16 protein-coding genes and 3 pseudogenes are annotated in these 18,222 nt (G+C 59.5%); 8 read left to right on the top strand and 11 right to left on the bottom strand.

The window, feature by feature from the left end; genetic code table 11:
* Positions 1 to 5 precede the first annotated feature (5 nt).
* The 7 genes from A6U86_RS21660 to A6U86_RS21630 form a co-directional block, all read right to left on the bottom strand.
* Entirely contained in the window at positions 6 to 887 is an 882-nt protein-coding gene (locus A6U86_RS21660) for a carbohydrate ABC transporter permease (RefSeq protein ID WP_068395099.1), read from the bottom strand.
* A 10-nt stretch (positions 888 to 897) separates the two neighbouring features.
* Positions 898 to 1,926: a carbohydrate ABC transporter permease gene (locus tag A6U86_RS21655; protein ID WP_068395133.1), complete on the bottom strand. Its 1,029-nt coding sequence runs from the start codon at positions 1,924 to 1,926 to the stop codon at positions 898 to 900.
* A 111-nt stretch (positions 1,927 to 2,037) separates the two neighbouring features.
* Positions 2,038 to 3,285, bottom strand: coding sequence for an ABC transporter substrate-binding protein (locus A6U86_RS21650; protein ID WP_068395097.1), 1,248 nt, complete (start codon positions 3,283 to 3,285; stop codon positions 2,038 to 2,040).
* Positions 3,286 to 3,444: 159 nt separating this feature from the next.
* The gene (locus tag A6U86_RS21645; protein WP_158008773.1) at positions 3,445 to 4,650 is read right to left on the bottom strand and encodes an ester cyclase; all 1,206 of its coding nucleotides are present in this window, start codon (positions 4,648 to 4,650) and stop codon (positions 3,445 to 3,447) included.
* Between the two features lie 210 nt (positions 4,651 to 4,860).
* Positions 4,861 to 6,255: an FGGY family carbohydrate kinase gene (locus A6U86_RS21640; protein WP_068395095.1), complete on the bottom strand. Its 1,395-nt coding sequence runs from the start codon at positions 6,253 to 6,255 to the stop codon at positions 4,861 to 4,863.
* Positions 6,256 to 7,473: an FAD/NAD(P)-binding oxidoreductase gene (locus A6U86_RS21635; protein WP_068395093.1), complete on the bottom strand. Its 1,218-nt coding sequence runs from the start codon at positions 7,471 to 7,473 to the stop codon at positions 6,256 to 6,258. It lies immediately after the preceding gene.
* Positions 7,470 to 8,879 (bottom strand): NAD(P)/FAD-dependent oxidoreductase, encoded by a 1,410-nt coding sequence (locus tag A6U86_RS21630; RefSeq protein ID WP_083196935.1) that lies wholly within the window; start codon positions 8,877 to 8,879, stop codon positions 7,470 to 7,472. The genes A6U86_RS21635 and A6U86_RS21630 overlap by 4 nt, the downstream gene beginning before the upstream one ends.
* Positions 8,880 to 9,140: 261 nt before the next feature.
* Here A6U86_RS21630 and A6U86_RS35910 point away from each other — a divergent pair.
* Both A6U86_RS35910 and A6U86_RS21625 read left to right on the top strand, forming a co-directional pair.
* Positions 9,141 to 9,311 (top strand): annotated as a pseudogene (locus A6U86_RS35910) (DeoR family transcriptional regulator); the annotation flags it as partial.
* A gap of 54 nt (positions 9,312 to 9,365) precedes the next feature.
* Positions 9,366 to 9,911, top strand: a complete 546-nt coding sequence (locus A6U86_RS21625; protein ID WP_234906488.1) for a DeoR/GlpR family DNA-binding transcription regulator — start codon at positions 9,366 to 9,368, stop codon at positions 9,909 to 9,911.
* Between the two features lie 373 nt (positions 9,912 to 10,284).
* Here A6U86_RS21625 and A6U86_RS21620 read toward each other — a convergent pair whose 3' ends face one another.
* On the bottom strand, positions 10,285 to 11,181 hold the full coding sequence (locus tag A6U86_RS21620) for a LysR family transcriptional regulator (protein WP_068395084.1): 897 nt from the start codon (positions 11,179 to 11,181) through the stop codon (positions 10,285 to 10,287).
* Between the two features lie 226 nt (positions 11,182 to 11,407).
* Between A6U86_RS21620 and A6U86_RS21615 the strand changes: the two genes are divergently transcribed.
* The 5 genes and pseudogenes from A6U86_RS21615 to A6U86_RS36080 all read left to right on the top strand — a co-directional run bounded on the left by A6U86_RS21615 (position 11,408) and on the right by A6U86_RS36080 (position 14,759).
* Positions 11,408 to 12,142: an SDR family NAD(P)-dependent oxidoreductase gene (locus A6U86_RS21615; RefSeq protein WP_068395126.1), complete on the top strand. Its 735-nt coding sequence runs from the start codon at positions 11,408 to 11,410 to the stop codon at positions 12,140 to 12,142.
* A gap of 50 nt (positions 12,143 to 12,192) precedes the next feature.
* On the top strand, positions 12,193 to 12,945 hold the full coding sequence (locus tag A6U86_RS21610; RefSeq protein WP_068395082.1) for an SDR family NAD(P)-dependent oxidoreductase: 753 nt from the start codon (positions 12,193 to 12,195) through the stop codon (positions 12,943 to 12,945).
* Complete coding sequence (locus A6U86_RS21605; RefSeq protein WP_083196934.1) at positions 12,923 to 13,576, top strand: NADPH-dependent F420 reductase; 654 nt, start codon at positions 12,923 to 12,925, stop codon at positions 13,574 to 13,576. The genes A6U86_RS21610 and A6U86_RS21605 overlap by 23 nt, the downstream gene beginning before the upstream one ends.
* Before the next feature lie 33 nt (positions 13,577 to 13,609).
* Complete coding sequence (locus A6U86_RS21600; protein WP_068395078.1) at positions 13,610 to 14,023, top strand: nuclear transport factor 2 family protein; 414 nt, start codon at positions 13,610 to 13,612, stop codon at positions 14,021 to 14,023.
* A 106-nt stretch (positions 14,024 to 14,129) separates the two neighbouring features.
* Positions 14,130 to 14,759: pseudogene (locus A6U86_RS36080) on the top strand (methyltransferase).
* Positions 14,760 to 15,191: 432 nt separating this feature from the next.
* On the opposite strand, the gene A6U86_RS21585 reads toward A6U86_RS36080, so the two are convergent.
* Complete coding sequence (locus A6U86_RS21585; RefSeq protein WP_068395074.1) at positions 15,192 to 15,905, bottom strand: IS6 family transposase; 714 nt, start codon at positions 15,903 to 15,905, stop codon at positions 15,192 to 15,194.
* Between the two features lie 38 nt (positions 15,906 to 15,943).
* Here A6U86_RS21585 and A6U86_RS35280 point away from each other — a divergent pair.
* Positions 15,944 to 16,063, top strand: a pseudogene (locus tag A6U86_RS35280) (IS3 family transposase); the annotation flags it as partial.
* Between the two features lie 279 nt (positions 16,064 to 16,342).
* Here A6U86_RS35280 and A6U86_RS21580 read toward each other — a convergent pair.
* Positions 16,343 to 16,540, bottom strand: coding sequence for a hypothetical protein (locus A6U86_RS21580; RefSeq protein ID WP_068395072.1), 198 nt, complete (start codon positions 16,538 to 16,540; stop codon positions 16,343 to 16,345).
* Positions 16,541 to 16,593: 53 nt separating this feature from the next.
* Entirely contained in the window at positions 16,594 to 18,222 is a 1,629-nt protein-coding gene (gene groL, locus A6U86_RS21575; RefSeq protein WP_068395070.1) for a chaperonin GroEL, read from the bottom strand.

Genomic DNA, 18,222 nt, shown 5'->3' with positions numbered 1-18,222 from the left:
TATTATTATCCCTTGACTGCGCCGGCGGTGAGGCCGCTGACGATCTGACGTTGGAAGAACATGACCAGCACGAAGAGCGGTGCGGTCGCGGAAACAACGGCGGCGACGGCATACATGACATTGCCCTCCTGCTGGACCGTTCCAAGGAAGCCGGCGATCTTCGGGACCATCGTCTGATTTGGCTGCGACAGAAGCATCGAGGTCACGGCAAAGTCGTTGTAAGCGAGCAGGAACGAGAACAGACCCGTCGTGATCACCCCCGGCCACATGACGGGGATGACCACCATGCGGAAGGCCTGGAACCGTGAGCAGCCGTCGACCATCGCGCTTTCGTCGAGATCCTTGGGGATCGACAGGAAGAAGGAATGCAGCATCCAAAGCGTGAAGGGCTGATTGATCGCGACCAGAACGATGACGGCGGTCGGCGTATAGCCCCAGATATTCAGCTGGAAGAACGGCAGGAGATAGCCGGATACCAGAGTGATGGGCGGCATGGCGCGGAACACCAGGGCAAGCATCAGCAGCCAGAAGGTATAACGATAGCCGGAGCGCGCCAGCGCATAGCCACCGAGCGTTCCGAAGGTCAGCGACACGATAACCACCGATACCGTCACGATTGCCGTATTGACGACGGAGGAAAAGAAGTCACGCAGAACCCAGGCGCCATAATACCCGTCACCGGTAAAGGCCGAACCTGTCTGGGCGATGGTCCGCGTGCCCTCGATGGCAAACCACCAACTGTCCCGCGAGAAAAAGTCCTGCTCGACCTTGAAGGAGCCCCACACCGTCCAGATGAAGGGAAAGGCGGCCATAAACACCCATAGCAATACAAAGCCGGTGGAAAGGATCGCCAGTGGAAGGGGCTTTTTGTGTCTTGTCTCGATCATCGCGGCGCCCTCATCGATGGTTGAATTCGCGCCAGGTGCGGACAAGCACCGGCGACAGAAGGATAACAACCCCCACAATCGTCAGCATCGACGTTGCCGCTGCAGAGCCGAAGAGCTGGTCGACCTGGCCATGCAGGTCGTTGAAGACCGACCACGAAAGCGAGGTGGCATTGGACTCCGCGCTGAAGCCGACGATGGGTTCGAAGACGCGGAAATTGTCCATCAACTGCACCAGCGCAACGAAGGTCGCGAGAGGCATCAGATGTGGGATGACGACGAAGCGGATGCGCTCCCAACGGCTCGCACCGTCGATCATCGCGGACTCGATCGTGTCATGCGGCACGGTCTGCAGTCCGGCATAGAAGACGACAAAGGAAAAGGGTGCATTGTTCCAGATGCCGTAGACCAAGAGCATGACCCAGGTCAGTGCCGCCGAAGATTTCAGCGACAGGGTCGGATCATGGAAGATCGACTGCAGAGTGGCACCAAGGATACCCTGTGACGATGCCATCCAGTAGACGATCAGTGCTCCCACCAGTGGCGTGATAATCATCGGCAGAAGTGAAAGGAAGATGACCGGGCCTTTGTAGAATGGCGGGATGGAATTCACACTGAGGGCAATCAAGAAACCGAGCAGCATGGCCAGCGGCGTAACCACGAACGTATAGGTCAAGGTGAATGACAGCGCCTTATAGAAGGGCAGATTGTAGATGCGCGAAACTGCATCCGTCACACCGAGATTGTCGGAAAGGATCGCGCCGACTTCAGCAAAAGCTAGATGATTGCGATCGATATAGGTACCGAACCCGTTGAAATGACCGAGTGGCTCGTCGTGGCGCAGTTTTGCTGTCGCGTCCGCGTCAACACGCGCCTCCTTCGTGCAGCCGCCGAAGGGCGTGCATGTCTCGACTTCCGTCACCACCCGCTCGTGCTGGACGTAGAATGACTGGACTGCGACCGAGATGATCGGTAGCGCAATGAAAACCAGCATCGCCAACAGCGATGGCATGATGAAGGCAAAGAAAGCCCTGTGAGGCATGCGCCCTTTTCCCTGCTCGGTGTTGTTTGTTTCGTTCGTCCCGCCCGAAAGTGGAACATGTGGCCAATCATCGCGTGGGAGCATCGAAGACATCGATGCTCCCGGCGAGGTTCACTTCAGAAAGCCACCTTCCCTGGCAGCAGCGCTATAGGACGCTTCGACGTCATTCAGAGCATCCTCGGCGCTTTCGCGTCCCTGCATAAATCCAGCGAGCTCCGAGCCTAAAGCAGAATGCAAAAGGCCCATATAGGGCAGCATCGGATAGGGCTTGGCACCGCCGTTGGCGGTATTGAGCACGCCGACCGCAACGGGGCCGGGCTTGTAGCCCTTGGTCAACCATGTTGCGAGATCCGGATGCTGTTGGCCGACCTCCGGGCGGATGCCGTAGACCATGGCACGGAAGGACGCCGCGGCATCTTCATCGGAGATGTTCTTGGCGATGGCAAAACCATCCCACCACAAGGCTGCCGCCGGTGTTGCGCCGCCGCCGACGGTTGGCGCGGCGGCAAGAACGGTATTGTTTGCGATCTCGGCCGGCGTCTTTGCCGGGTCGATCACACTGCTGGCAAGTGAGCCCCAGCCGTTGATGATCGCGACCTTGCCGGCAACATACACCTTTATGATCTCATCGGCGTTGTAGGTCATATAGTCGGGGTTCATATAGTCGGTCATCGCCTTCATCATCTTCAGCGTGGCGAGACCCTTCTCGTTGTTGATGGCGGGCGCTGCGGAGCCCGCAGCGAAAAGTTCACCGCCATAACCGAGATACATGTTGACGAATTCGGCTGCGAGATCCCAACCTGCCTTGTCGGAGGCGGCCAGCGGGTATTGCATCAGCCCCTTCTCCCTGATCACCTTGGCGGCGGCCAGAATGTCCTCATAGGACTTCGGCTGCTGGAGACCAGCTTTTTCCAGAATGTCCTTGCGGAAAAACAGATGCTGCGAATTGCCCATGAAGGCGATCGCCATGGTCTTGCCATCAAGTTTGATGAGCTGGGTCGGCTGCAGATCCTGCCCATACTTGGCGACGAGATCATCGAGCGGCCGTACCAGGCCCTCGTTCAGCAACGGAACGATCGAGTTGTTGGCAATGAGGGCGACGGTATATTCGGCTGGATTGATCTTCAGCGCCGGCACCTGCAAATTCTTGTGCTCGGTTGTCTGGTTCTTGGTAATTTTCACCGTGGCGGAGGCGCATTTCTCAGCTTCGGATACGACGAGGCGCAGGGCCTCGAAATCGTTCGAAAGGATACGCACTGAGCCTTTGTCGATACCACAGTCCGCACGAGCGGGCAGAGCCGCCATAAGGCTTGCAACTACGAGAGCAGCGGTCGATGCGAAGAATGCAGATTTTTTCATGTTCCCACTTTCTTTATTGGCGGCACCCCATCCTTGGGACGCCACGTTTTGTTCCCATCGCCTTTTCACGGCGTTATTTCCGATCACCATAAGCATATTGCATACGTATGCAAGTTGTTTTGCAGGCGTATGCAAAAATTCTCTCCAATTGATATCTGTCTAGCGAAGAACCTGGATAAGTACGCCGAACTCGTTGAAGGTCGTCCACTCCTTGGTGACACGATTGCCCTCGATGAGCCAGTGGGTGATACCCCAGATATTGACCTCGCGGCCCGTCGGCTCGCCGTAGCGGCCGAGCCCGCGATGCGTGCCTGTCATCGACCAGCGGAAGGCGACCACGAAACCCTCTTGAGCATTACCCATCCAGTAGAGATCGTCGACCGAATAGAGAACGTCGGGAAACATTGCGAGCTGCGACAGCATGAAGGAGCGCAGCTGGCCCGTTCCACGGAAGATACGGCCGCCAGTCTGCTGCGACACGATGCCCGGATGATAGACCTGATCCAGTGCGCCGAGATTGCGCCGGTTCCACATGGTTTGCAGCGCGGCCCTCACGAACTCCTCGGGATTGTCCCGGATCTCGGCAGGAATTGCTACCTTATCTGGTTTGCCCTGACCAACAGTCCGCTTCGGCTCGCCGCCCATAAAATCGCGCGGCAGGCCAGCTGTTGTGCCTGCTGCGATCGAGCGCTTCGCTGTCTCGACCACGTCATAGCCCAGTTGCTTGACCACTTCCGCGGTGTCGTAGACGACGTGCTCGTAGAAGATTTCGTTATCGCGGGCGACGCAGTTGGCCATGCAAAGGAACTGGACCCGCCGGCCCGTCGGCGCACCGTAGCGGCTGAAGCCGGTATTGGTTCCGATGATCTGGGAGCGATGCGACGTATGGAAGCCTATCGCATCGTCACCCGCCCAGACAACGTCCTCGGCGACAATGCGGATATCCGGAAATGCATTGTTCAGCGAGGTGGTGTCTGCAACGATCTTGTCTCGGCCAACCTGCAATGCGAGATCATCCCACACCAGGCAGTCATGGCTATAGGTGTCGTAGATATAGCCGATATCCTTCTCTTCCCAGATCTGGTGCGTGATGCGGATGATGTAGTCGATAATATTGACATATTGCGGCTCGAAGCCCGTCAGTCGCTGCTTGACCAGATGGTCGGGCGAACGCCCTATGAACGCGTCCGTACCACCGCGGCGATAGCTGTCGAGCGAGATTGAATAGTCTCGCGGCATATGTTCCGGCGACAGCGGCCGGAACCTAGACCTGCCCTGCTTCACCCCGGCGCCCCCTTTGGCAATGGTGACCTCCTCATTGGCTGCAACCTGCTTGCTGACGACCTTCCCAGACTGCTCGTGCATCAATTTTCCTCTTTTGCATTCGTATGCATTATCAAGCATGAAATGAACGATCGGTCAACAAGAATGACTGTTCGGTCATTTTAAATTATACTTCAACGACTACGTTTCGATTGGCAAAGTTCGGGTTTCGAGCCGCCAAAATCGGCATCAGCCAACGAACTCACCGGCAAATGGCTACAATTCTATTCCCGAGGCAAGTCCATGCGATGCCTAAGATCGCCAGCCCCGCGCACGCTTCAGCGCTTCGGCAAACCGCTCATGATCTTGGGCGGTAACCGAGCCGTGCGGAGAAAAGATCTCTGCCGTCTGGCGCGATGCGCCGACATCAACGCCAGCCAATTCGGCAAGCCCTAACGCCGTCAGCTCGTGCATGGCAGGCACGCTAATCGACCGGTTGCTGGCTGACGCCAGGAACTGGGCGAAGTAAGGGCTTTGGGAAAGGCCGCCATCAATGGAAATGCACGGACCAAGTTCGACAACGCGCGAGGCGGCATCGATAAGGCCTACCGTCAGCATGGCGATGCCTTCGAGCACCGCACGCACCATGTCGCGCCGGTCAGTCGCGTGATCCATGCCGATGAAGAGCGGCGCTGCCGCCCTATCCCAATACGGCGCTGCAAGCCCGGAAAGCGCTGGCACGAAAACAATCCCCCGGCTGAGTGCTGAGGGGCCTTCGAAGCTGCCAAGCTCCTCCATTTCGGAAAAGAGACCGATAATTCGGGCCCATTCAATTGCCGAGCCTGCATCATAAACCCCACCCTCGATTGCGAAGACCGGCCCATTACCGGCCCGGTGCCAACCGATGGTTGGCAACAGATCGGAGGGCCGCGGTCGCGTCTCGCCGGCCACCGCCAGGAGGAAAGCCCCGGTTCCAAAAGTGATCTTGCAATCGCCGGGCCTGCGGCAACCATGGCCGTAGAGTGCTGCCTGCTGATCAACGATTGAGACTTTGACCGGCACGCCATCGATCATGCCGAAGCCACCATCAACCGTTGAGATTTCAGGAAGGCAGGACATGGGAACACCATGCAGATCGCATAGTTCGGCACTCCATTCCCCACGCTCCAGATCAAGCAACCCTGTTCTTGACGCTGTCGCAAGATCGGTCTTGTGCGCGCCACAGAGGCGATCGAGGAAGAATGCGTCCGTCGTGCCGAGCCGCAGCCGGCCGACGGAAAGCGCGTGTGAGACGGCCGGAATGTTCTCCACGAGCCATGCAAGCTTGCTTGCCGAAAAATAAGGATCGAGCGGCAGGCCGCAAATTTCCCGCGAGCGTTTCTCAGCCGCGCCCTCTCGTTTGGCCAGCGCATCCGCCGTGCGTGCGTCCTGCCAGACAATGACCGGCGAAAGCGCTTCGCCTGTCGCGGCATCCCAGGCCAGACAGCTTTCCCCCTGGTTGGCGATCGCGATGGCATCGACGGCGCCTGCAGCCTTAACAAGCGTCCGGACATTGCGCAGAAGCTCTTCTGCGTCGTGCTCGACCCAGCCGGCGGCAGGATGGCGAGCGCCGTGGCGCAGTGCACCGGCCATATGCCAGGCCCCGCCATCCGTTACCACCAGACAGCGGGTCGAGGTCGTTCCTTGGTCGATGGCAGCAACACGCATCTAGAGTTCCTCCTCGAAGTCAAAATGCACACCTGCCGCCTCCGGCGCGGCGGCCGGAATGGGTACGAGAATTCGGCGTTCCGGCATCCATCGCCCCTGCTGGCTCCAAACCTTGCGGCCATCGATCTGAAGAGACAAGCGGCCCCGTGCAAGACGCAGGAAACGCAGCTGGAAATGCCGGAACGCTACGGCCCCGCCGCCCCGCCGCAGCATATTGGGCACAACGAGCTTGATCGGCTCATCGAAAGTGACAGGAACGATTTCACCGAGAGGCTCGGATTTTCCAAGGTCTGCTGCCATTGCCGCACCGACCGCCCTGCCTTCGCGGAAGGCCCAACCACCGGTCTCGACCGCCCGAAGGACATTGCCGGCGGCGAAATAACTGGGATCGACGCAGCGGCCGTACTGATCGATCCGCGCGCCGGCGCTGCCAGCGTCAATACCCATCGCCGATTGCAACAGCAACGCAGATTCTGGTGTGAACTGGCCAGTCAGAAGCACACCGTCGCAGATAAGCGTTTCCGGCTGTCCGTTGCGTCGGATCGTCACGGCCTCAACCCGCTCGCGGCCGATGATATCGACGATCACCGCATCCGTGTGAAAAGGAACGCCCATCAGGCTCGGAAACCAGGTCAACGGTGGCTTTGCAAGAGGGTGCGGCCGCGCCTCGATCATCGCAACCGGTCTGGCCCCATGGCTCAGGCAGGTCAGCACCGCCGATAGCGACACCAGCTCCGAGCCGACGATCAACGGCCGACGAAAGGGCATCAGGCCATGAAAGGCGACGTAGGATTGTAACGTACCTGTGGTCAACACGCCAATTGGCCGGTCGCCGCTGATCAGACGCGCTGAACGCGGCTTTTCGCGTGCGCCGGTGGTGAGGAGGATACGACGGGGCGCCAGGATTTCGACTCCGTTTGACGAAGAAATCATCACAGAACCGTCACCGCCAAGCTCAACCACGGAATGACCGGTGCGGACATCGACGCCGTGTCGCGCCGCTTCCCGTTCGAGCTTGCGGCCATAAGCGGCGCCAAGATAGACGCCGCCAAACTCGAGCATGCCAAAGGGCGAGTGGCTGCAATGACGAGTGGCACCGCCAAGACGCTCCTCACGATCAAGAAGAACAACCTTGCTGACGCCTCGCCGACGTAGTTCGACCGCTGCCGCGACGCCGGCCGGCCCTCCGCCGACGACGATGACATCTACTTCGCTCATTGTTTACCCTCGGCCTCGACGGCCAGTGCTGTGAAGAGTTTGCCACGGGTCATCTCGGCAAGGCGCGCATTGCAATAAAAGCCCTGGCATCGGCCCATGCCGGCACGCGTACGCCGGCGCAGGCCGCCGAAGTCTCCAGGTGGTACCGCGCTCTGCAGTGCAGCCTCGATTTCGCGCCTCGTCACGAGTTCGCAATGACAAACTATCTCGCCATGGTCCGACCGCTGCCAATCGCGCTCCCTTGTCTCGGCAAGATTGGGGACCTTGACGGAGGGCACGGCGGTCGGCTGCGCAAAATTCCGGGAAAAGGATGCGTGCAGGGCCAGGGCGTGCTGGGCAAGGCCGAGGGCGGCGCTCAATCCGGTCGATCGTATGCCACCGAGCGTGATCGCTCGGCGCTCGGGGCGAACGAAGACCCGGTAGCCCTTCTCCTCCGTTGCTGGCCGCAACCCGGCATAGACAGCCGTCACCGGCATATGCGCGAGTACCGGAACGATCTCGCCCGCGCGTCGCAGCAGAGCTTCGAGCGTCGAAGTTTCAACGGTTGCCCGCACTCGGTCATCCTGCTCCTCGGCTGTCGGCCCGACAATGACGTTGCCGAAGACGGTCGGGCAGACGACGACACCTTTCGTGATCTCGGTTGGCACGGGCAGGATGATACGCGGCACATGGAGGAATGCCGCTTTGTCGAGTACGACAAACTGGCCCTTGCGCGGCTTGATGCGGAACTCCGCCCCCAGCCCCAGTCGTTCATCGACGATATCGCCGTAGAGGCCGGCCGCGTTGATAACGCATTGAGCCCTCACCGCCCCTACCGAGGTCTTGAGAATCCAATGATCATCGAACGTCCCGCTCAAAAGCTCGGCGCTACGCAGGAAGCTGGCACCCATCGCAACCGCCTGACTCAGATAGGCCAGAGGTGCCGACCAAGGGTCGATCACATGCTCACCTTCGACTTCCAGCGCCATCAGCAGATGCTCTGCCAGGCCCGGCATTCTCCTGCGGGCCTCGGCTGCATCCAGCAATCTCAGTTGCTCAATCCCGTTGGCTCGGCCCTGCCGTTCAATGGCTTCGAGCTTCGATGCCTCAGCCCGATTCCAGGCGCAAACCAGCGCCCCAGTTTTCACGAGTGATAGATTTAAGCTGCCGCATATCTCCAGATATTCCTGCCGGCCCGCCTGGATGAGCTGCAGTTCGAGACTGGAGGGTGGCGCATCGAAACCCGTGTGCAGGATCGCACTGTTCGCCTTTGACGCCCCTGACAGGATATCCGGGCCCTTTTCAATGAGGATGACCCTGGCGCCTGCGAGCGCGAAGCGGCGCGCAACGGCGCATCCCACGATGCCTCCGCCGATGATAGCGACGTCATGGACCTCATCGGCCGCTTGAGCTTCGATATCAAACAATCCCACCTCCAGATTACCGTATAGTCATACAATGACCGAACGGTATAAAATGAATACCCGATTGTAAAGACTGCATCCAGCCTGGCATTATCCGTTACTGGACACTCCGGGCGGCTCGCGAACTCGAAAGCCTTGACCAGTATTGACCGAATAGTCAAAACTCGGGATAGAAGCGGTGGAAATCCTCACATACCTAGCCCAAAAGGGGTTACTTTCCCAAGCTTTGCGCCTATGCGTTGATTTGGAAACAAGGGCACGTCGGTGAGACCATCGGAACGACAGGACGAGATTGTCAGGCAGGTTCATAGGGCCGGGGAAATAACCGTCGACGACCTCGCCGCCCGGTTAGGCGTATCACGCGAAACAATAAGGCGTGATCTATCCAACCTCGATGCCATTGGGCGTCTGCGGAAATTCCACGGTGGAGCTCGCATCCGGTCACAGCAGACCAGCGAGCCGCAGGTTGAAGGGCCTTTTGCACTTCGAATGGCAGACAACGCCGCGCTAAAACGGAAAATCGCCTATACAGCGGCAAGCCTGCTGTCGCCGGGCGATACACTTTTCATCGACACGGGTACCACGACACTGTTGCTGGCCGAGGCTCTGGCCGACCTGCCTTCACTGACCGTCATCACCAATTCTCACCGCATCGCAGCAACCGCGGCTGCCAATCCCAATCACAAAATCTTCCTCATCGGCGGCGCTTATGGGACCGATGCTGGCCAATCTCTGGGGCATCTGGCCGTCGAACAGATCAAGCGATTCCGCGCACGTCACGCTTTTCTGACGGTCGGCGCCGTCGACGAAACCTGCGTCATGGACTTCGATGCACAGGAAACCGAGATCGCACAAACCATGATCGACCGTACTGAAATGGTTACGGTACTCGCCGATTCCTCAAAATTCGGCAGGCAAGGCGTTTTTGAAGTGGCGCCCTGGAGGACGATCGATCGTCTCGTCACCGATCGATCCCCTTCCCGCACTCTGGAAACGGCAATTCGCGCCGAAGGTGTCGAGATCATCGGCTTCTAATTTTGGTAAATTGAAACGGCCCGTCTATCTTTGGTACAATCAATTCAGGATTTGGAGCCGATCGTTAGCTGAGCGGCAATGGATAATCCCCTCGAAGCTATTAGCGCTGGTCCGGCCTGCGCTTGCTCCAGCGCGTTTTTACATAAAGCCAAAAGTGACTTGCTCTTGAACCAAGTCGAACCGCCGACCCTGTTGTTAAAAAAAGACATCCGCCTGAAATCCCTCAGCAACGGACATCCTTATCGTCCGTATGGATTGACCGGTTTGGGGCCGCGGACCGTCCGCTAGCGGCCACTCTGCAGCCTGCCCCCTTGGGAACGCAAATCTCCAACTGCAATTTCCCTGGCCCATTTGCGGCGTTTAGCACGGGAGGTCAGCCGCGCGAAATGGGCTGCCCGGCGAGGCGCGGAGCGTATGCAGCGAGCCGGTGGGATATGAACTCTGTGAACAGCCGCACGCGCTTCGTCTTGCGTGTCTCACCCTGCGTCAGAAGCCAGATCGTCGCAGGTGATGTCAGATCGATGCCCGGAACTCTCGTCAACAGCCGATCGGCATCTCCGACGAAACAAGGCAGCCTGGTCATGCCGATCCCTTGCCTTGTCGCATCGATCTGCGCGTCGGCGTCCGGCGTCCTGAACGGAACCCCTGTAGCGCGAACCTCCCCTTCGTCGACCCAGTCCGGAAGAGCCTGCCCGCTGATGACGATGGGCCGGACTGGATCCAGCGCACCCGCACGCCACGCGGCCAGTCTATCGCGGGACATATAAACACCCGCCAGTAGATCCGGACCTTTCAGGCCGTGAAGATTGAGCGGCAGGGTCTTGCGATCGGAGACCATCCGGATTGCCACATCCGCGTCCCGGTTGGTCAGATTCGCGACCTCGCCGGTCGATACGATCTCCATCTCGATGTCCGGATGCAGACGGACAAAATCGGCGATATCCGGCATGAGCAGGTGTGTCGCAAGGAACGGGGGCAACGTCACCCGCAGAAGCCCGCGTACGCTTTGATCACGCCCGAGGACGCGCGTCTCCAGTTGGTGCGACGAGGCTTCCATCTGGTTCGCGAACTCCAGAACCTCCTCGCCCGCGGCCGTCAGGCGGTAGCCCGAAGGCAGCTTTTCGAACATCTGCGCCCCGAGGTGCTCCTCGAGCTGAGCAATGCGTCGCAGCACCGTCGAGTGGTTGACTCCCAAGCTCTTGGCGGCGGCCCGCACTGAGCCGCCACGCGCAGCGGCAAGAAAGTAGCGAACGTCATCCCAGTCGATCATGGCTCATTCCCGCGCCGCGTGAGGCGGCTTCCGAAGCCCATCCTAACACACTGGGCCGAAATGCGCGTGATCGTCGCCGCGTTCGATCACGTAAGTGGATCGTTTTCGCACCACGGATGCGCGCGATTGGGCACTGACCGCCTGGCGCCGGCGAACCCATATCGAGGCTGCCGGAGGATGTCTCTGCAAAGCGATGACCCGAGACGCGACACAAGGAATGCATGACATGAACAGACTGAATGGAAAGACCGCTGTGATCACGGGCGGCGCCACCGGTATCGGCCTCGCCGCTGCAAGGCGCTTCATCGAGGAGGGTGCCTTCGTCTTCATCTACGGCCGTCGGCAGCAAGCACTCGATGCGGCTGTGGCCGAGCTTGGACCCAACGCCCGTGCGGTGAAGGGCTCGGTCTCGGATGAGGCCGATCTGGATCGGCTCTACGCAGCGGTGAAAGTCGAGCGCGGAAGCCTCGATATCGTCTTCGCCAATGCCGGGGCCGGAAGCCCGCTTCCTCTCGGCCAGATCACCGCCAAGCACATCGACGACACTTTCGACACCAACGTGAAGGGCACGATCTTCACGGTCCAGAAGGCATTGCCGCTGATGGGCGCCGGCGGATCGATCATCCTGACTGGATCGAGCGCCGGCACCACGGGCGCTCCGGCATTCACTGCCTACAGCGCCAGCAAGGCAGCCGTGCGCAATCTCGCACGCACCTGGGCAGAGGATCTGAAGGGTACCGGTATCCGTGTCAACGTGCTGTCGCCCGGGGCGACGGCGACCGAACTTGCGAAGGAAGCGCTGGGCGAGGAGGGCCAGAAGGCCTACGGCGCAATGACCCCGCTCCAGCGCATGGCCGATCCCGTTGAGATTGGCGCCGTGGCCGCCTTCCTCGCGTCTGACGACAGCAGCTTCATGACCGCCAGCGAAGTCGCCGTCGACGGCGGCCTGGCTCAACTCTGAACCCGGCGCGGTTCTGCGCCTAACTCATACACAAAGAAGGACAAAAGATTATGAAAGCACTCGAAGGTAAAATCGCAGTCATCACGGGCGGAAGCAGCGGGATCGGCTTGGCCACCGCCAAGCGCTTCGTGGAAGAAGGTGCGCAGGTCGTGATCATCGGGCGACGCGAGAAAGCCTTGCAAGAGGCCGCGGCCCTTATTGGGAAAAACGTGACAACAGTCGTGGGCGACGTCTCGCGCTTGGAAGATCTGGATCGCCTCTACACCATCGTGAAAGAAAAACACGGTCACATCGACATTCTCTTCGCAAACGCAGGCGCAGGTACGGTCGCGCCGCTCGCGACAGCGACTGAGGGCCATTTTGACCAAACCTTCGATGTGAATGTGAAGGGTCTGTTCTTTACGGTGCAGAAGGCCCTTCCTCTCTTCAAGGACGGCGGATCGATTATCCTGAACTCTTCGGTCTCGAATGTGATGGGGCTGCCAGCGTTCAGCGCCTACGCAGCAAGCAAGGCAGCTGTTCGCAGCTTCTCGCGGTCCTGGACCCAGGAGCTGAAGGACCGCAATATCCGCGTCAATACGATGAGCCCCGGCGCGATCGAGACTCCCGCCTTGGCGACAACGACCGGCCTTACCGCTGAGCAAGCCGAGGAGGCGGTCACCCAGTTTGCGTCACAGATCCCAATGGGTCGCAGGGGCAAACCAGAGGAAATCGCGGCTGCGCTCACATTCCTCGCCTCCGATGAAAGCTCCTACATCACCGGTATAGATCTCGCCGTCGATGGTGGTTGGGCGCAGGTCTGACCCGGCGCCAACACAGGATCGGAGAAGCACTATGAGCTACGCAATCATCGGCTTCGGCAACATCGGCCGAGCTCTGGCCAAAGCCTTCGCCCGCAACGGCATCGAGGTGACCGTTGCGACCACGCGTGACCCGGAAAGCTTTGCTGCTGCTGCGGCCGCGATCGGGCCCAAGGTCATTGCCAAAACGCTGGCGGAAGCCGTCAAGGCGGACGTCATCTTCTTGGCTGTCCGGTTCGAGGCACATCCGGATGTCGCAAAGGCGCTTCCCACCTGGCAGGGGAAGACGGTCGTCGATGTGACCAACGCCTACGGCGTTCCTCCGGAGGAGCTGGGAGGACAACCGTCTTCCAAATTCGTCGCGCGAGCCTTCCGTCGTGCAAGGCTGGTCAAGGGTTTCAACCACTTGGGCGCTGCCGTTCTTGCCCAAGATCCCGCCCTGCATGGTGGCAGGCGAGTCGTGTTCCTGGCGAGCGACGATGACGAAGCCGCAGCGCAAATTGGTACACTCGCAGAAAATCTCGGTTTCGCCCCAATCAAACTAGGCGGGCTGTCGGAAGGTGGGCTGCTGGTCCAGGCGCGCGGAAAGAGCTGGGGGCATCTGATTTTCAAGGACCTGGTCCAGTTCGACTAACGGACACCACAGCCGAGAAATGGAGACATTCCCATAAGCATTGAGAGGAACATCCAGACCGTGAAGGACTTCTTCACCGCCATCGGCCGCGGCGACAGGGAGGCTCTGGTGGCGCTGGTCACTGAGGACATCGAGTGGATTATTCCGGGCAAGGACTGGCCGCTGGCCGGCACCCACCGCGGGCACGCGGGGCTGGCGGCTTTGCTGGAGACGGCATCCAGGTCAATAGAAACCTCCACGGAACCCCAGGAGTTCGTGGCGCAAGGAGACCGGGTCCTCGTCGTCGGCGTCGCTACGGGGAAAATCAAAGCCACGAACAAGACGTTCGTGGACGACTGGATCTTCGCCATAACGGTTCGGGATGACCGACTGACCAGTATCCGAGAATATGTCGACACCCAAGCCCTTGCGCGGGCCTCACAGATGGACGAGCAAGGGCCTACATAGCGCAGGCCGTCTGCAACCATCGGCTTTCGCCGCAGGTGAATGAGCCGCGGATCGCCATCTCGCGAGACGCGCGCTCGTCGAACGCGCAACCGTAAAGAAGATCCCAATGTACGACCAATCCAAACTATCCGAATTGATCCGGTTCGCCCACATTGATGCGGGTGCCAAGGTCGTCGACGTTTATCCAGGCGACGGGGACTGGACGCGCCTGTTCTCCGACATCGTCGGACGCGAAGGCCGAGTCACCAGCTTCGTGCCGGCCGAAGTCGCGCACTTCAAGAACGATCCGGTTGGCGTCATACGAACGCTCGCACAAGAGCCAAGCCGGGAAAACGTCGAAGCCGTCTGAGCGGACCTCGTGGCAATGCCGGAGGTCACGCAGCCAGCGGATGTCCTGTGGCTGCACCTGTTCTACCACGATCTCCACACCGCGCTGATGCAGGCCAGAGGCGCGACGGCGGCCGACTTCAATCGTGTCGTCTACGAGCGGCTGAAGCCCGGTGGGTTCTACGTCATCGTGGATCACGCCGCCGCAGGAGCCGGCACAGGAGATGCCCAGTCACTGCATCGCATCGACCCTGCCACCGTGCGCGAGGAGGTGGAGGCTGCCGGCTTTGCACTGGACGGGGAAAGCACCCTTCTCGCGAACAAGGACGATCAGCACTCAATCAAGGTGTTCGATCCCTCGATCAAAGGTAAGACCGATCGCTTTGCATATCGGTTCGTGAAGCCCTGACAGAGGCCGAACGCCAACCTGAAGTCGACTTCCGAAGGATCCCAGGATGCTACTCAACTGCGCCAGTCTGCAGCAATGTCAGCTTTCGGAGCTCGCTGGAGAGCCTGCAAAGGTCAAGCTTGAGGGCGCAAAGCGGTCGTTGAACACATTAGAAGCTAATCTCCTGAATGAGCTCATCAACCGACGGCAAATGGTTTGGGTCTTGAAGGGATGTGAGCCAACGACCCCGTTGTTACAAAAGTCCTGAGCTTCAAATTTTTCAATAACATACACTGGCTTGACCCCAATGGAATGTGAGCGCAACGAGCACGCCACTTTGTTGACGGCGCAAGTTTGTGTCAATTGCTATCGGCGAGCAGCGTGGGTGAAGGCGCCGTAGCGGGGCGTCGCCTTAACCGAGTTTGGGATGCGATAGTCTCTCCGGCCCGAATTTTACGCGTCAATCGACAAGGCGATTTCCCGCCAGTTCGAGATGGCGTGAGCGCGAAGCTGGCGATGGTCGGCGGCGGTCAGGTATTTCCGGTGAAGAAGAAAAAGATTGGCGATCTGGCCGTGAGTTGTAACGAAACGCTGACATTGTCCCGCGGACTTGAAGCGCATCATTCGTCGCTCTCGCTGCCGTAGTGGCAGATGCGAATTATCAGCTCGATTGTTCAATGCCTTATGCGAGCGATGCTCGACGCCCGGCATCAGCTCGGCCTTTGCGGCCGAATAGGACCGAAGCTTGTCGGTCACCATCACGCGCGGGGCAATACCCTGGCCCTTGAGCAGCTTGCGCATCAGACGAAGGGCAGCGCGCTTGTTTTTGCGGCTTTGCAGCAAGGCGTCAAGGACGTAACCGTTCGCATCGACGGCGGGCCACAGCCAGTATTTCTTTCCTTTGATCGTCACCACCCTCTCATCTCGGTGCCATTTGTCGGAAAAATGGCCTCGTGAGCGCCGTCGGAGCTGATCAGCAAATTTCAAGCCGAATTTCGCCGCCCATTCCGAGACAGTCTGGAACGAGACGTTGATGCCACCTTCGGCCAGCAAATCTTCGACGTCGCGTAAGCTGAGCGGGAACCGATAATAGAGCCATACCGCATGGGCAATGATCTCGGCGGGAAAGCGATGGCGTTTATGGCGGGTGGGCGAGGCTTCGGTCATGTCGGCACATTATCGTGCCGATAAGCACAGATCGGTTAAGACGACGCCATCGTGGCAGGGTCTACCGTTCGCGCGATGAAGCTCGCCGGGATGTGTTCGACTACATCGAGATGTTCTACAACCCGAAACGCAAGGACGTCAGAAACGGAATGCTATAGCCCGTCGAGTTCGAGAAGCAGCAGAAAATCTAACCCGAGGGTGTGTACGAAACTCGGGGCTATTCACGGCTCAAATATTGGTTCCAAGCCAGAGCGCAGTTCGCATTAAAGCGTCTCCTCACGTCCGCCCATCGGTTGGACAAGAAGCGCGTCGCTAGGACGTATTCGACGCTGGCCTAGCCTAGACGCCGCCGGGGGTGCACACAGAAAAGCCCCGCATTTAAGCGGAGCTTCCTGTTCGGTGCGGACAGGCAAAGACCGGATCAGCCTGCCGGTACCTTATTTGATTGCGTCCAAGTTCAGAGCCGCCTTCATCAACTCGTCGCGGTCACGCAGGCCTTTATTGAAAAGCCTGGCGACGGCTGCCGTTAAACGCCCAATAGCGGTCGGGTCGTTGACGATGCCCTTTGAACTCGCGACCTCCTTGACGACACTCGCACACAGGCGTGCATCTTCCTTCGAAATCGATACGACCATTTTACCGCTCCGATATGACCCGCCACGAGGGAACGCGCGGGCCATATCTTACATTAAAAGTCCATGCCGGCGGCAGCGGGGAGAGCGGGTGCGGCGTCCTTCTTTGGCTTCTCGGCGATCATCGCCTCGGTCGTCACCAGCAGACCGGCCACGGATGCGGCATCCTGGAGCGCGGTACGTACGACTTTGGCAGGATCGATGACGCCCTGGGCGTAGAGATCACCATATTCGCCGGTTTGAGCGTTCCAGCCGTAGGAGAACTCACTCTTCTCACGCAGCTTGCCGACGATGACCGAGCCTTCGGCGCCGGCGTTCTCGGCGATCTGGCGAACAGGCGCTTCAATGGCGCGGCGGACAATCTCGATGCCGACCTTCTGATCCTGATTGGCGGTCGCAAGACTGTCGAGTGCGTTTACAGCCCGCAACAACGCAACACCACCGCCCGGCAAAATGCCCTCTTCAACGGCCGCGCGGGTCGCATGCAGGGCGTCGTCAACGCGGTCCTTCTTCTCCTTCACCTCGACCTCGGTGGAGCCACCGACGCGAATGACGGCGACACCGCCAGCGAGCTTGGCAAGCCGCTCCTGCAGCTTTTCGCGGTCGTAGTCGGAGGTGGTCTCCTCAATCTGCCCGCGGATCTGTGCGACGCGGCCGTCGATCTCGGCCTTGGAGCCGACGCCATCGATGATCGTCGTGTTTTCCTTTTCGATCGCTACCTTCTTGGCGCGGCCAAGCATATTGAGCGTGACATTCTCCAGCTTGATGCCGACGTCCTCGGAGATGACAGTGCCGCCGGTCAGGATGGCGATGTCTTCCAGCATGGCCTTGCGGCGGTCGCCGAAGCCCGGCGCCTTGACGGCAGCAATCTTCAGGCCACCGCGCAGCTTGTTGACCACGAGCGTAGCAAGAGCTTCGCCTTCCACATCCTCGGCAATGATGACCAGCGGCTTGCCGGACTGCACCACGGCTTCGAGGACAGGCAGCATCGACTGCAGGTTGGAGAGTTTCTTCTCGTGGATGAGAATGAACGGATCCTCGAATTCCACCCGCATCTTCTCCGGGTTGGTCACGAAGTAGGGGCTGAGGTAGCCGCGATCGAACTGCATGCCTTCGACGACCTCCAGCTCGGTTTCGGCGGTCTTGGCTTCTTCGACCGTGATGACGCCCTCATTGCCGACCTTTTCCATCGCCTCGGCAAGGTAGCGGCCGATTTCGGGATCGCCGTTCGCCGAAATCGTACCGACCTGCGCGATTTCGGAATTGCTGGTGATCTTGCGGGCGTTGGTTTTCAGTTCCTTGACGACAGCGTCGACGGCCAGATCTATTCCGCGCTTCAGGTCCATCGGGTTCATGCCGGAAGCGACAGCCTTGGCGCCTTCGCGAACGATGGCCTGGGCGAGAACGGTTGCAGTCGTCGTGCCGTCGCCGGCGATGTCGTTGGTCTTCGAAGCAACTTCGCGCAGCATCTGAGCGCCCATGTTCTCGAACTTGTCTTCGAGCTCGATTTCCTTGGCGACCGAAACGCCGTCCTTGGTGATGCGCGGAGCGCCGAAGGACTTGTCGATGACAACGTTACGACCCTTCGGGCCGAGCGTGACCTTCACGGCGTTGGCAAGGACATCGACCCCACGCAGCATGCGTTCGCGTGCATCGGTGTTGAATTTGACTTCTTTCGCAGCCAT

It is taken from the genome of Rhizobium sp. AC27/96, assembly GCF_001692325.1.
Classification (GTDB): domain Bacteria; phylum Pseudomonadota; class Alphaproteobacteria; order Rhizobiales; family Rhizobiaceae; genus Rhizobium.
The sequence above is the reverse complement of the archived record's forward strand: the minus strand, read 5'-3'. Positions and strand labels throughout refer to the sequence as shown.

Excerpts from the sequence above, each read along its gene's own strand:
- A6U86_RS21610 (WP_068395082.1), top strand. The coding sequence starts at position 12,193 with ATGAAAGCACTCGAAGGTAAAATCGCAGTCATCACGGGCGGAAGCAGC.
- A6U86_RS21640 (WP_068395095.1), bottom strand. The coding sequence starts at position 6,255 with ATGCGTGTTGCTGCCATCGACCAAGGAACGACCTCGACCCGCTGTCTG.
- A6U86_RS21645 (WP_158008773.1), bottom strand. The coding sequence starts at position 4,650 with ATGCACGAGCAGTCTGGGAAGGTCGTCAGCAAGCAGGTTGCAGCCAAT.
- A6U86_RS21585 (WP_068395074.1), bottom strand. The coding sequence starts at position 15,905 with ATGACCGAAGCCTCGCCCACCCGCCATAAACGCCATCGCTTTCCCGCC.
- groL (WP_068395070.1), bottom strand. The coding sequence starts at position 18,222 with ATGGCTGCGAAAGAAGTCAAATTCAACACCGATGCACGCGAACGCATG.
- A6U86_RS21605 (WP_083196934.1), top strand. The coding sequence starts at position 12,923 with ATGGTGGTTGGGCGCAGGTCTGACCCGGCGCCAACACAGGATCGGAGA.
- A6U86_RS21620 (WP_068395084.1), bottom strand. The coding sequence starts at position 11,181 with ATGATCGACTGGGATGACGTTCGCTACTTTCTTGCCGCTGCGCGTGGC.
- A6U86_RS21580 (WP_068395072.1), bottom strand. The coding sequence starts at position 16,540 with ATGGTCGTATCGATTTCGAAGGAAGATGCACGCCTGTGTGCGAGTGTC.
- A6U86_RS21660 (WP_068395099.1), bottom strand. The coding sequence starts at position 887 with ATGATCGAGACAAGACACAAAAAGCCCCTTCCACTGGCGATCCTTTCC.
- A6U86_RS21650 (WP_068395097.1), bottom strand. The coding sequence starts at position 3,285 with ATGAAAAAATCTGCATTCTTCGCATCGACCGCTGCTCTCGTAGTTGCA.
- A6U86_RS21615 (WP_068395126.1), top strand. The coding sequence starts at position 11,408 with ATGAACAGACTGAATGGAAAGACCGCTGTGATCACGGGCGGCGCCACC.
- A6U86_RS21655 (WP_068395133.1), bottom strand. The coding sequence starts at position 1,926 with ATGCCTCACAGGGCTTTCTTTGCCTTCATCATGCCATCGCTGTTGGCG.
- A6U86_RS21635 (WP_068395093.1), bottom strand. The coding sequence starts at position 7,473 with ATGAGCGAAGTAGATGTCATCGTCGTCGGCGGAGGGCCGGCCGGCGTC.
- A6U86_RS21625 (WP_234906488.1), top strand. The coding sequence starts at position 9,366 with ATGGCAGACAACGCCGCGCTAAAACGGAAAATCGCCTATACAGCGGCA.